This is a genomic window from Aminobacter sp. Y103A (genome assembly GCF_030294925.1).
Taxonomy (GTDB): domain Bacteria; phylum Pseudomonadota; class Alphaproteobacteria; order Rhizobiales; family Rhizobiaceae; genus Aminobacter; species Aminobacter ciceronei.
Genome location: NZ_AP017986.1, coordinates 5,482,648 through 5,494,894, shown reverse-complemented (window position 1 = coordinate 5,494,894; position 12,247 = coordinate 5,482,648). Strand labels below are relative to the sequence as shown.

General features: G+C 64.2%; 12 protein-coding genes. 1 reads left to right on the top strand and 11 read right to left on the bottom strand.

The features are described from left to right. Positions 1-23: 23 nt before the first annotated feature. The 5 genes from Amn_RS27020 to Amn_RS27000 all read right to left on the bottom strand — a co-directional run bounded on the left by Amn_RS27020 (position 24) and on the right by Amn_RS27000 (position 5,257). A complete protein-coding gene (locus tag Amn_RS27020; protein WP_286294049.1) occupies positions 24-971 on the bottom strand; it encodes an ABC transporter substrate-binding protein in 948 nt (315 codons plus the stop codon). 104 nt (positions 972-1,075) lie between these two features. After that, positions 1,076-2,074: an ABC transporter permease gene (locus Amn_RS27015; RefSeq protein WP_067955967.1), complete on the bottom strand. Its 999-nt coding sequence runs from the start codon at positions 2,072-2,074 to the stop codon at positions 1,076-1,078. After that, positions 2,071-3,612 (bottom strand): sugar ABC transporter ATP-binding protein, encoded by a 1,542-nt coding sequence (locus tag Amn_RS27010; protein WP_067955968.1) that lies wholly within the window; start codon positions 3,610-3,612, stop codon positions 2,071-2,073. Before Amn_RS27010 ends, Amn_RS27015 begins: the two co-directional genes overlap by 4 nt. After that, the gene (locus Amn_RS27005; RefSeq protein WP_182574033.1) at positions 3,609-4,493 is read right to left on the bottom strand and encodes an amidohydrolase family protein; all 885 of its coding nucleotides are present in this window, start codon (positions 4,491-4,493) and stop codon (positions 3,609-3,611) included. Before Amn_RS27005 ends, Amn_RS27010 begins: the two co-directional genes overlap by 4 nt. A 14-nt stretch (positions 4,494-4,507) precedes the next feature. Beyond that, positions 4,508-5,257 carry an SDR family oxidoreductase gene (locus Amn_RS27000; RefSeq protein WP_067955972.1) on the bottom strand — a complete coding sequence of 250 codons (750 nt, stop codon included), beginning with the start codon at positions 5,255-5,257 and terminating at the stop codon, positions 4,508-4,510. A gap of 132 nt (positions 5,258-5,389) precedes the next feature. On the opposite strand from Amn_RS27000, the gene Amn_RS26995 reads away from it, so the two are divergent. Next, entirely contained in the window at positions 5,390-6,172 is a 783-nt protein-coding gene (locus Amn_RS26995) for an IclR family transcriptional regulator (protein WP_286294041.1), read from the top strand. A 133-nt stretch (positions 6,173-6,305) separates the two neighbouring features. On the opposite strand, the gene Amn_RS26990 is transcribed toward Amn_RS26995, so the two are convergent. The 6 genes from Amn_RS26990 to Amn_RS26965 all read right to left on the bottom strand — a co-directional run bounded on the left by Amn_RS26990 (position 6,306) and on the right by Amn_RS26965 (position 12,212). Beyond that, positions 6,306-6,746: an RbsD/FucU family protein gene (locus tag Amn_RS26990; RefSeq protein ID WP_286294040.1), complete on the bottom strand. Its 441-nt coding sequence runs from the start codon at positions 6,744-6,746 to the stop codon at positions 6,306-6,308. Between the two features lie 165 nt (positions 6,747-6,911). Continuing rightward, positions 6,912-7,661, bottom strand: a complete 750-nt coding sequence (locus Amn_RS26985; RefSeq protein WP_286294038.1) for an ABC transporter ATP-binding protein — start codon at positions 7,659-7,661, stop codon at positions 6,912-6,914. Next, positions 7,658-8,491 carry an ABC transporter ATP-binding protein gene (locus Amn_RS26980; RefSeq protein WP_286294035.1) on the bottom strand — a complete coding sequence of 278 codons (834 nt, stop codon included), beginning with the start codon at positions 8,489-8,491 and terminating at the stop codon, positions 7,658-7,660. The genes Amn_RS26985 and Amn_RS26980 overlap by 4 nt, the downstream gene beginning before the upstream one ends. After that, positions 8,488-9,390 (bottom strand): nickel transporter permease, encoded by a 903-nt coding sequence (nikC, locus tag Amn_RS26975; RefSeq protein WP_286298204.1) that lies wholly within the window; start codon positions 9,388-9,390, stop codon positions 8,488-8,490. Before nikC ends, Amn_RS26980 begins: the two co-directional genes overlap by 4 nt. A gap of 11 nt (positions 9,391-9,401) precedes the next feature. Then, positions 9,402-10,469 carry an ABC transporter permease gene (locus Amn_RS26970; protein WP_154386296.1) on the bottom strand — a complete coding sequence of 356 codons (1,068 nt, stop codon included), beginning with the start codon at positions 10,467-10,469 and terminating at the stop codon, positions 9,402-9,404. A gap of 105 nt (positions 10,470-10,574) precedes the next feature. Further along, positions 10,575-12,212, bottom strand: coding sequence for an ABC transporter substrate-binding protein (locus Amn_RS26965; protein ID WP_263005730.1), 1,638 nt, complete (start codon positions 12,210-12,212; stop codon positions 10,575-10,577). Between the last annotated feature and the right edge of the window lie 35 nt (positions 12,213-12,247).

The window sequence follows — 12,247 nt, the reverse complement described above, 5'->3', positions numbered from 1 at the left end:
GCCTCCGGTAGAGTTGCCCAGGATCAGTCGTACAGCACCGCTGCGATTTCGGGCTGATCGATGTTCGACTTGTCGTAGTAGTAGAAGCCGGTGTCGATGTTCTTTTCGATGGCTTCGCCCTTTGCCGCCTTCACGGCTGCCTCGACAGTCTTGTAGCCGATGCCGACCGGGTTCTGGGTGATGGCGCCGGCCATCTGGCCGTCGCGGATCGCCGCCTTCTGCTGGGCGCCCGAGTCGTAGCCGATGATCACCAGCTGGCGGCCGAGCTCCTTGGCGCCGTTGACGACGCCGATGGCCGAGCCTTCATTGGCACCGAACATGCCCTTGAGGTCGGGGTTGGCCTGCAGGATCGCCTTGGTGATTTCGGTCGACTTGAGATGATCGCCCTCGCCATATTCGATGGCGACGATCTCGACCTTCGGGTGGGCTTCCTTCATGCGGTTGACGAAGCCGTCGCGGCGGTCCACGCCGGTGCGGCTGGTCTGGTCATGGACGACAAGTGCCACCTTGCCTTCGTCGCCGATCAGCTCGGCCATCTTGTCGGCGGCGAGGGCGGCCGCCGCAATATTGTTGGTCGAGGCTGTGGCCACCGGGATGTCGCTGTCGACGCCGGAGTCGAAGGCGACGACCGGGATCTTGGCGTCCTTGGCCTGCTGCAGCAGCGGGATAGCCGCCTGGCTGTCGAGGGCGGCGAAGCCGATCGCCGCCGGTTTTTTGGCAAGCGCTGCGGCCAGCATGTCGATCTGACGGTCGACCTGGGTTTCCGAGTCAGGGCCTTCGAAGGTGACTTCGACGCCGAGATCGGCGGCAGCCTTGTCGGCGCCGGCTTTCACCGCTTGCCAGAACTGGTGCTGAAAGCCCTTGGAGATCAGCGGGATGTACATCTTGTCCTGGGCCATTGCCATGGTCGAGCCGTAGCCGAGGATCGTCATGGCGCTGAGAGCGCCAATCACTGTGCGTCTGGTGAACATGTTTCCTCCGATTGAACCTTGGTTGTTGAACTCTGCTGGTGGAGCGCTTTCGCTCTCTTCTTGATGTTGGCGCAGCACCCCGGCGCTGCGCGAAGCAAGCTTGCTCAAAGCCTGCGCCGCCGCAGAATGTCGGTGTAGACGGCGAGAATGATGATCGAGCCGGTGACCACGGTCTGCCATTCCTGGGCGACCGAGAGGATGCGCAGGCCGTTGGCGAGCACGGAGATGATGAGGGCGCCGATCAGCGTGCCGATGATGGTGCCGCGGCCGCCCGACAGCGAGGTGCCGCCGATGACAACCGCCGCAATCGCATCGAGCTCGTAGCCCTGGCCGAGCGCGGGCTGGGCCGAGTTGAGCCGCGAGGCGATCAGCAGGCCGGCGATGCCACAGATCGAGCCGGCCAGCGCATAGACCGCGATCTTCCAGCGGTCGGTGTTGACGCCGGAAAGCCTGACCGCCTCTTCGTTGGAGCCGAGCGCAAAGGTGAAGCGGCCCAAAATGGTGCGCTCGAGGATGAAGCTGGTGGCGATGGCGACCAGGAACAGGATCAGCACGCCGTTGGGGATCGGAAGGCTCGGGATGACCGAGCCGATCAATGAGCCTTGCGAGATCTGGGTGAAGCCAGGCGTGCCGTTGAAGTAGATCGGGCGCGTGCCCGAGATCACCAGCGACAGGCCCTTGAGGATCAGCATCATGCCAAGCGTGGCGATGAAGGGCGGGATCTTGAGCTTGGCGACGAACGTTCCGGACAGCGTGCCACTGGCAGCCCCCGCCAGGATCGCGGCCAGCACGCCGAGGCCGAGCGGCATGCCCCAGAAGGTCAGCACCACGCCGGCAATCACCGCACAGAAGGTCATCAGCGTGCCGACCGACAGGTCGATGCCGCCTGTGATGATGACCAGCGTTGCTGCGATCGCCAGCACGCCGTTGACCGACGTCGCCTGCAGGATGGCGATGATGTTGGACGTCTGCATGAAATTGGGCGAGGCAAAGCTGAACACCGCGACAAGGATGATCAGGCTGGCGAAGGCGAGCAGCCGGTGTTGCGCGCCGGAAAATCGCGAAACGGCAGAGGTGCTCGCCGTGGATGCTGCAGCACTCATTTGGCCTCTCCCTTTGCCGTCTTTTGCTTGTTCTGGTTGGCGGCATCGCCGCGAAGCGTCGCCAAATGCATGATCTCCTCCTGGCTGGCGCCGCCGGGCAAGATGCCGGTCAGCCGCCCCTCGCACATCACCGCGATGCGATGGCTGAGCCGGAGCACCTCCGGCAGTTCGGAGGAGATGACGATGATGGCGCGGCCCTGCTGGGCCAGCGCATTCAAGAGCTTGTAGATTTCGTTCTTGGCGCCGACGTCGATGCCACGCGTCGGCTCGTCGAAGATCAGCACCTCGCACTCGCGCAGCAGCCATTTGGCGATGACGATCTTCTGCTGGTTGCCGCCCGACAGCAGGCGCACTTCCTGCCGGTCCGACGGGGTCTTGATCGCCAACTGGTCGATGTAGCGGGCGGCGACATCGTGCATGGCGCCTTCCCTGAGCAACCCGGCCGGGCCGGCGAAGCGCGCAAGGCTGGCCAGCACGACGTTGTTGCGTACGTCCATGCCGGTGGCGAGGCCGAAATGCTTGCGGTCCTCGGAGAGGTAGCCGATGCCGGCACGCACGGCGTCTTGCGGGATACGGATGTCGACCTTTTTGCCATGCATGAAGATGTCGCCGCCGTCGCGACGGTCGGCGCCGAAGATGGCACGCGCCACCTCGGTGCGGCCGGCGCCCATCAAGCCGGCGAAACCGAGGATTTCGCCCTTGCGGACAGAAAGGCTGACGTCGCGGATGACCGTACCGCGATTGAGGTTCTTGACCTCCAGCACGGTCTCGGACTTGCTGTGGTCGGGAATGTCCGGCCGATCGTCGGTCAATGTGCGGCCGACCATCATCGAGATGATCTTCTCGACTGGCGTCTCGGCAGCCGGCACCGTGCCGATATATTCGCTGTCGCGCATGATGGTGACGCGGTCGGCGATGCGCTTCAGCTCGTCCATCTTGTGCGAGATGTAGACGATGCCGACACCCTCGGCCTTCAGCCTGGCGATGATGGCGAAGAGCTCCGCGATCTCGGCGTCGTTGAGGGCCGCTGTCGGCTCGTCCATGATCAGCACGCGCGAGCGATAGGACAGCGCCTTGGCGATCTCGACCATCTGCTGGCGTGCGATGGTCAGCCCGCCGACCGGGGTGCGCGGGTCGAGCTTTAGATGCATCGAGGCAAAGATCTCGGCGGTATCAGCGTTGAGTTTCGCCTCGTCGAGCAGCAGGCCGCCGGCCTTGCGTGGCTCGCGGCCGATGAAGATGTTCTGCGCCGCTGTCAGATGCGGCATCAGATTGAGCTCCTGATGGATGATGCCGATGCCGAGATCCTGGGCCTGGCGCGGCGAGTTGATCTCGACCGGCTTGCCGTCGAGCAGGATTTCACCCGCATCGCGGCGGTAGATGCCGGCAAGGATCTTCATCAGCGTCGACTTGCCGGCGCCGTTCTCCCCCATCAGGGCATGCACTTCGCCTGACAGCAGCTCGAGTTGGGCATTGTGCAGGGCGCGCACGCCGGGGAACGACTTGCCGATGTCCTTCATGACGACGAGAGCGGTCATGCGCGACCTCCTTCGATGCCGTAGAAGCGGGCGGCTGTGCCGCCCAGGATCGCCATGCGCTCGCGTTGGCCAAGGCCGTCAAGCAGGCGGCCCGTGACCTCGTCCCAGAAGGCGAAGGGGTTGGCCAGTGTCAGCACCGGCCAGTCCGACCCCCAGATCAGGCGATCCGGCCCAAACCAGTCGAGCAGGCTGCAGATCGCCGGGTGCAGCGCTTCAGCCGCGGCCTTGGACGTCGCGCGGCGCTCCGCGGGCAATTCGGTGAGCAGGCCAGACAGCTTGCAATAGACCTGCGTGTGCCCCGACAGCTCGGCCATGCCGAACCGCCACATGCCATGGCGCGGATCGTCGGCAGAAGCGGCGAAGGCGGGCTTGGCAGCATGGTCGATGACGACGGGGAGCTCGGGATGTGCCTCGACGAAACGCCCGAGCGCCTGAAGATGCTGCGGCATCACGAGCGCGTCGAAACGCAGGCCGAGCCGCTTGAGTGCTGCGATAGCGTCCAGGTGCGGGCGGGTGGCGATCCAGTCGGGATCGTCGAGATCCTGCAACATCGGCCGGACGCCCTTGAACAGGGGATCGGCAGCGAAGCGATCGAGCGTGGCAACGCTTTCGGTGGAGGACAGGTCGACCCAGCCGACGACGCCGGCAACAGCCTTGTCGTCGCGGCCCTGGTCGAGCAGGAACTGCGTCTCGGCTTCCGTCGGGGCTGCCTGGACCAGGATGCGTTTGGCGATGCCGGCGACTTCCGCCAGCGGGCGCATCTCGGCTGCGCCGAAGTCATGGTAGATCGGGGCGAGATGGGTGGCGTCAGGCGTCAGCCAACCGTAGTCGCCGCGCTGGAGCGCCCAGTAGTGGCAGTGGCCGTCGATCCTTTCGATCATGGCCGCCGCCCCGTCTAGATGGTGACGCCGCCATCGACCAGGACTGCCTGGCCGGTGACGAAGCGCGACTCGTCGGACAACAGGTAGACGACGAGCGGCGCGATGTCGTCGACGGTCGCAAGTCGGCCGATGGGCTGGCGGGCGATGAAGTCCTTCTCCGCCTGCACCGGGTCGGCGGCAGCAGCGATGCGGCCGCGCAGCGACGGCGTGTCGACAGTGCCCGGGCAGAGCGCGTTGCAGCGCACGCCGCGGCGCACATAGTCGGCGGCCATGCCCTTGGTGAAGCCGATGACGGCCGCCTTGGTGGCGCCGTAGAGCAGCCGGTTGGGGAAGCCTTTGATCGACGAAGCCATGGAAGCCATGTTGAGGATCGACACCGCGCCGGTCTTTTCGGCGCGTTCGAGCATGCCGGGCAGGAACGCCTTGGTCGTGCGGTACATGCTCTTGACGTTCAGGTCGAAGCTGAAGTCCCAGTCTTCGTCGCTGCAGTCCATGATGGTGCCGTTGTGGACGAAGCCGGCGCAGTTGAAGAGCCCGTCGAGCGGCGCCTGGCCGGCGGCGAAGCTTGCCACGGCCTTGCCGTCGCGGACGTCGAGACGATGGGTCTCGATGTTCTTATGCTCGGTCGAAAGCGCTTTGAGCGCGTCGTCATTGATGTCGGTGGCGATGACATGGGCGCCCTCATTGGCACAGGCCAGCGCGCTGGCGCGGCCGATGCCCTGGGCCGCGGCGGAAATGAAAATGCGTTTCCCGCTTAGTCGCATAACCGTCGCTCCTCCCAGCAAACTGCTTGCGCTTCTGTCTATATACGAACATACTATTCATAAATGAACCAACCTTGCAATGGGGAATTGTGAGGAGGGGTCGTGAGGCCGGTCGAGGGAGGATTTCGCATCATGCCAAAAGGGTCGGCAAAGACGGCCAACAGCGTCGACAAGGACGACCGCTACCGCGCACCGGCACTGGACAAGGGCCTGGACATTCTCGAGCTGCTTTCGGAGCAACCGGGTGGCCTGACCCGGGCCGAGATCGGTGAGGCGATGGGACGTGGGCCAAGCGAGGTCTACCGCATGCTCGAACGTCTGGTGGCGCGCGACTTTGTCAGCCGCTCACCAGAGGGCGACCGCTACGCGCTGACCATGAAGCTTTTCATCCTCGCCCATCGGCATCCGCCGATAAGGCGGTTGGTGGCGCGGGCTCAGCCTTTGATGGATGCATTTTCGGTGGCTGCCGGCCAGTCATGTCATCTGGTAGCGCCCGACCGCGACGCGGCGATCGTGGTGGCGCATGCCAGCCCGCCCGGCAACTGGGAATTCGGCATCCGCATCGGCGCCCATATCGATCTCCTGACCACCAGCTCGGGTCATATCTTGCTCGCCTTCCAGGACCCGCATTCGCAATCCGAGGCAGCTGCCCGCTGGGAAGGCACCAGGCAGGCAAGTGCACGTGAAAAGCTGGAGCCGATCCTGACCGGCTATCGCGAGGCCGGCCACCGCGTCGGCCCGAGCCAGCAGATGCGCGCCATCGACGACATCTCGGTGCCGATCCTCTCGCCTGACGGCTACGCGATCGCCGTGCTGACCTGTCCCTACATCCTGCGGATCGACGACAGGCAGGCCGACATCGACCAGACGCTGGCATTGCTCAAGGACGTCGCGGCCAAGCTGTCGCTGTCGTAGGCGCGGGTTGGACGTTGCTTTGGCGCTGCGTAGCGCAGAGCTCGATGCTACGTACCGGCAGGCGGTTGAGGGCGCGGCTGCGCCCCTTTCAGGGAAAGTTCTGGCTCTCCTAGACCTGCGCCGAAGACGCGGTTCATCCCCCCGGCGGTACCACGCCCTTGCGCACGGCGAAGTCGGCATAGAAGCGGCGTTCCAGGGTCTGGATGACGGCATAGGCCTTCTTGGCACGCTCGTAGAAGGCGAAGCGTTCGATGCCGACCATCTTGGTGGCCGTGCCCTCGATCAGCTTGCCGACCTCACGCTGCACCTCGGGGATCTCGTCCGGCTTGCCGACCACTTCCATGCGGCCGAAGGCGTCGTCGACGAAAGTGTCGACCGGCATCACCGACAGCACCGCCTTCATGACGCTGACGATGTCGCCGTCGATGCGCAGTGGCCGGCCGAAGACGGTCTGCCTCGCCATCGCATCGGCCGGGAAATTGGCATCGGCGATGATCAGGTCGTCGCCATGGCCCATGGCGCGGAGCACGTAGAGCACGTCGGGGCCGAGCAGCGGATCGATGCCAAGGAGCATTTTTGTCACCTGAGATGCGGGTTGCGGATGCGGGGCGGCCGCACCTGAACGCCATAGTTTCCAGTCCAGAATTGCAGGCAAGTGCTTGCGCGCGCAAGCTGTCCATCTGACATTTTCGCCTTTCGCGGAAATGCGGAAAACGGACTTCCGCATTTCCGTAACACCCTAGGCGTCGCGGACGAAACCTTCGCTCGCAACGAGAAGGTTGCGCGTGTAGTCCTGCGCCACGTTTCGCGTGGCGAGGTCGCCGGCCTGCAGCCGTTCGACCTCCTGTCCGACCTGCATCACCATCAGCCGCTCGCACATGTGGGTGATGACGCCGAGGTCGTGGCTGACCATGACGAAGGTCAGCTTGCGGTCGCGGCGCACCTGTTCGAGCAGGTTGAGCACTTCGGCCTGCACCGAAGCATCGAGGGCCGATGTCGGCTCGTCGAGCAGCAGGATCGACGGTTCGAGGATCAGCGCACGGGCGATCGCCACGCGCTGGCGCTGGCCGCCCGAGAGCTGGTGCGAGTAGCGGAAGCGGAAGCCGGAGCCGAGGCCGACCTCGTCGAGCGCGCGCTGGATGCGTTTCTCGGTGTCGCCAAAACCGTGAATGTCGAGCGGTTCGAGCAGCAACCTGTCGACGGTCTGGCGCGGGTGCAGCGAACCGTACGGGTCCTGGAACACCATCTGCACCTGACGATAGAATTCCTTGTCCCTGAGCTTGCCCAACCGCTTGCCGCTGACGTCGATGGTGCCGCTGGAGACGGGCGCGATACCGGCGACGGCGCGCAGCAGCGTCGATTTGCCCGAGCCGGATTCGCCGACGAGGCCGAAGGATTCGCCTTGCGCCACGGTCACGCTGACGTCCTTCAGCGCGACGAAATCGTCGTAGACCACACGCAGTTTGTCGATCGAGAGAGCAGGGGTCACAGCAGCCACTCCGGCTTTCGGTCGAGCACGGGCAGCGGGTGCCGGTCGGCGCCGATCTTGGGCATGCAGTTGAGCAGGCCTTGCGTGTAGGGATGCTTCGCCTGCGACAGTTCCGAGGCCTTGAGTTCCTCGACGATCTTGCCGGCATACATGACGATGACGCGGTCGCAGAAGGTCGAGACCAGGCGCAGGTCGTGGGAAATGAAGATCAGGCCCATGCCGCGGTCGATCACCAGCCGGTCTAGAATGCGCAAGATGTCGAGCTGGACAGTGACGTCGAGCGCCGAGGTCGGTTCGTCGGCGATCAGAAGTTCCGGCCCGGCAATCAGCATCATGGCGATCATGGCGCGCTGGCCCATGCCGCCCGAGACCTCGTGCGGGTAGAGGTCGTAGACCCGCTTCGGGTCGCGAATCTGGACGGCGGCGAGCATGTCGAGAGCGCGCTCGCGGGCCGCCGACTTGCTGACCTTTTCATGCGTCCGCAGCGTCTCCACGATCTGGCGGCCGATGGTCATGACCGGATCGAGCGAATATTTCGGATCCTGCAGGATCATGGCGATGCGGTTGCCACGCAGCGCCCGGCGCTCGGCGACGGAGGCCTTGAGCAGGTCGATGCCGCTGAATTCAAGCCTTCCGGCCCTGATCTCTGCCTGCTGTGGCGTCAACCCCATGATCGCGCGGCCGGTCTGCGACTTGCCCGAACCGCTTTCGCCGACGATGCCGAGCCGTTCCTGGCCGAGCGCGAAGGATACGCCGCGCACCGCTTCGACCACGCCGGTGCGGGTGGGGAAGGAGACACTGAGATTTTCGACATGCAGCAACGTGCTCATTGGCCACCGCTGCGTGTGTCGAGTGCGTCGCGCAGGCCGTCACCGAGCAGGTTGAAGCCAAGGCTGACGATGAGGATCGCAGCACCCGGTGCTGCCGCCACCCACCATTGGTCGAGGATGAAGCGGCGCCCCGAGGCGATCATCGCGCCCCATTCAGGTAGCGGCGGCTGGGCGCCGAGGCCGAGGAAGCCGAGACCCGCGGCAGTCAGAATGATGCCGGCCATGTCGAGCGTGACGCGGACGATCAGCGAAGAGATGCATAGCGGCATGATGTGGCGGAGCACGATGCGCATCGGCGAGGCACCCATCAATTTCACCGCTGCGATGTAATCGGAATTGCGCACGGTCAGCGTTTCGGCACGAGCGATGCGGGCATAGGGCGGCCACGAGGTCAGCGCGATGGCGATGATGGCGTTTTCGATGCCGGGCCCGAGGGCTGCGACGAATGCCAGGGCCAGAACCAGCTTGGGGAAGGCGAGGAAGATGTCGGTGATGCGCATCAGCACCGCGTCGATCCAGCCGCCGGCATAGCCGGCCGCCGTGCCGACCAGGAGGCCGATCGGCGCTGCGATGATCGCCACCAGCACGATGACCTGCAAGGTCAGACGCGAGCCGTAGATCAGGCGTGAAAGGATGTCGCGGCCTTGGTCGTCGGTGCCGAGCCAGTAGGTGGAGCTCGCCGGCAGCAGGCGGGCGTTCTTGAGGTCGCCAATATAGGGCGAATGCGGCGCCAGGAGTGGCGCGAAGGCGGCAACAAACAGCAGCAGAAGGATAATGCCGAGGCCGATCGAGGCAAGCCGGTTGGCGGTGAAGCGGCGCCAGGTCACATAGGCGCGGCCGAGCCGCGCCTGCAGGCGCGATTGCGGTCGGTCGGTGAGCAGCCATTCGCGGCGGGTCATGGTCGTGTCGCTCATCGGATGCGCGTCCTTGGGTCGAGCAGACGATAAAGCAGGTCGGAGAGCAGGTTGAGCGCGATGAACACCGAACCGATGATGATCGTGCCGCCCAGCACCGCGTTCATGTCGGCGTTCTGCAGCGAGTTGGTGATGTAGAGGCCGAGGCCGGGCCAGGCGAAGACGGTTTCGGTCAGCACCGAGCCTTCGAGCAGGCCGGCATAAGAAAGGGCAATGACGGTGACCAGCGGCACGGCGGCGTTGCGCAGTGCGTGGCCCCAGATGATGCGGGTTTCCGACAGGCCCTTGGCGCGGGCGGCGACGATGTATTCCTGGCTCAGCTCGTTCAGCATGAAGGAGCGCGTCATGCGGCTGATATAAGCGAGCGAGAAATAGCCGAGCAACGACGCTGGCAGGATGATGTGGGCGAAGATGTCCTTGAAGGCTGCCCAGTCGCGGTTGAGCATCGCGTCGAGCAGATAGAAGCCGGTGATCGGCGTGAAGGTGTATTCGAACACCACGTCGATGCGGCCGGGGCCGGCAGTCCAGCCGAGGCGGGCATAAAACACCAGCAGTGCCAGCAGCCCGAGCCAGAAGATCGGCACCGAATAGCCGATCAGGCCGATGATGCGGACGACCTGATCGGCGAGGCTGCCGCGCTTGACCGCGGCGAGCACGCCGAGCGGGATGCCAAGGGCTGCGCCGATGATGGTGCCGACGGTGGCGAGTTCCATCGTTGCTGGGAAGACGCGGCGAATGTCGGACATGACGGGATTGGTGGTCAGCACCGAGGTGCCGAAGTCACCTGACAGCACGCCTTTCACGTAGAGATAGAACTGCTGGTAGTAGGGCAGGTTGAAGCCCATCTGCTCGCGCGTCCGCTCGACGACGTGAGCCGGCGCCCGGTCGCCGACGATGGCGAGCACGGGGTCGATCGGCACGACCCGGCCGATGAAGAAGGTGACGGCCAGAAGGCCGAGATAGGTGGTCCCCACGATCACCGCGAAACTGGCGACCGCCTTGAGAATGGTGGAGGCGCGCCTGTTGGCGCGCCTCGCGGGCGTTTGTGTATCAGCAGTGCTCAATGGTCCGATCCTTTTGCGCACGGCCCCTTGCGGATGTCATGCGCAGACTCGAATGGCTACAGCGTCGCTTTGCGTGTTCCGGAGAACGCGCGGCGCCGTAAAGGATCATTCCTTGGTCACGGGGGCGACGAAATTCGAATCGAAGTTCGGTCCAAGCTTGTAGTTCTTGACGTTGCCGCGCAGGCCGGCGACCTCGGTCTGCTGGAAGATCAGCACGAACGGGCTGGTGTCGAGGGCTGCCTGCTGCAGTTCCTTGTACATCGTCGCACGCTTGTCGTTGTCGCGTTCCAGCAAGGCCGCCTTGGTCTTTTCGGTCAGCTCCGGCACATCCCATGCATTGCGCCAGGCCAGCGTCTTCACCGTGCCGTCGTCGGCATTGTTCGGGTTGGAGGTGAAGGTCTCGGCGTTGGAGTTCGGATCCCAGTAATCCATGCCCCACTGGCCGATATACATGTCGTGGTTGCGGGCACGGTACTTGGTCAGGGTCTGTTTGCCGTCGCCGGGGATGATCTCGACCTTCACGCCGGCCTGGCCGACCGTCTGCTGGAAGGATTCGGCAATGCCCGTCACCGGCTGGGTGTTGCGCACGTCCATGGTGACCGAGAAGCCGTCCTTCAGGCCTGCCTTTTCCAGCAGTTCCTTGGCCTTGGCGACGTCGAAGGTGAACGGGTTGGAATCGAGTGCGCCGAGCACGCCCTTGGCCTGGTAGGTCTGGCGGATTTCGCCGATGCCCTTGATCAGCGTCGAGCCGATGGCATCATAGTCGACCAGATATTTGAGCGCCTGGCGCACTTCAGGCTTGGCCAGGTTCGGGTTTTTCTGGTTGAGGCTGATGTAGTAGACGGTGCCCTTAGGCGCGCTCGTGGTGGCCAGCTCGGCATTCTTCGAAATGGCTTCCAGATCGCCCGGCTCGAGGTTGCGGGCAACATCGATGTCACCGGCTTCGAGCATCAGGCGCTGGGTCGCGCTTTCCTTGACGTGGCGGTAGATGACGCGGGCAAGCGCCGGCTTGTCGCCATAATAGTTGTCGTTGCGTTCGAGCACGAGGATCTCGTTGGCGCGCCAGTCGCGGATCTTGAACGGACCCGAGCCGGCGTAGCCGGTCTTCAGCCAGCCATTGCCGAAGTCGTTGTCGAACTTGTACTCGTCGGTCGGTGTAACAGGAGCGACATGCTCGAGCACCAGCTTGCTGTCCATCACGGCACCGACCGTGGCGGTCAGGCAGTTGAGCACGAAGGACGGCGCATAGGACTTGTCGACGGTGAAGACGAAGGTACTGTCATCGGCGGCCTTGGCCTTCTCGGTGACGTTGTCCTTGGTCAAGCCGAACTGGGTGAGGATGAAGGCCGGGCTCTTGTCGAGCTTGACCACGCGCTCGAACGACCAGGCGACGTCCTTGGCGGTGATCGGATTGCCCGATGCGAACTTCAGGCCCGACTTGAGCTTGAAGGTGTAGGTCAGGCCGTCGTCGGAGACGGTCCAGCTTTCGGCGACGCCGGGACGCACCTTCGTGGTGTCGTTGATGTCGAGACGTACCAGCATGTCATAGGCGTTGCCGAGGAATTCGGCCGGGCTGAGCTCGAAGGACTCTGCCGGGTCAAGCGTGATGGTGTCGTCGATGGCCCATGCCTGGACCAGCGTGTCGGCCGGCGTCGCCGCAAGTGCCGGCGCCGCGAAGACCATCGCCGACAGAGCGGCGCCGGCAAGCATCAGACGGAAGTGTCCGTTCATTTTACCAAGCATCATTTTTCAGTTCCCCAAGTTGACGATTATTTGTT

Excerpts from the sequence above, each read along its gene's own strand:
- Amn_RS27000 (WP_067955972.1), bottom strand. The coding sequence starts at position 5,257 with ATGCGACTAAGCGGGAAACGCATTTTCATTTCCGCCGCGGCCCAGGGC.
- Amn_RS26965 (WP_263005730.1), bottom strand. The coding sequence starts at position 12,212 with ATGCTTGGTAAAATGAACGGACACTTCCGTCTGATGCTTGCCGGCGCC.
- nikC (WP_286298204.1), bottom strand. The coding sequence starts at position 9,390 with ATGACCCGCCGCGAATGGCTGCTCACCGACCGACCGCAATCGCGCCTG.
- Amn_RS26990 (WP_286294040.1), bottom strand. The coding sequence starts at position 6,746 with ATGCTCCTTGGCATCGATCCGCTGCTCGGCCCCGACGTGCTCTACGTG.
- Amn_RS27010 (WP_067955968.1), bottom strand. The coding sequence starts at position 3,612 with ATGACCGCTCTCGTCGTCATGAAGGACATCGGCAAGTCGTTCCCCGGC.
- Amn_RS26995 (WP_286294041.1), top strand. The coding sequence starts at position 5,390 with ATGCCAAAAGGGTCGGCAAAGACGGCCAACAGCGTCGACAAGGACGAC.
- Amn_RS27020 (WP_286294049.1), bottom strand. The coding sequence starts at position 971 with ATGTTCACCAGACGCACAGTGATTGGCGCTCTCAGCGCCATGACGATC.
- Amn_RS26980 (WP_286294035.1), bottom strand. The coding sequence starts at position 8,491 with ATGAGCACGTTGCTGCATGTCGAAAATCTCAGTGTCTCCTTCCCCACC.
- Amn_RS27015 (WP_067955967.1), bottom strand. The coding sequence starts at position 2,074 with ATGAGTGCTGCAGCATCCACGGCGAGCACCTCTGCCGTTTCGCGATTT.
- Amn_RS27005 (WP_182574033.1), bottom strand. The coding sequence starts at position 4,493 with ATGATCGAAAGGATCGACGGCCACTGCCACTACTGGGCGCTCCAGCGC.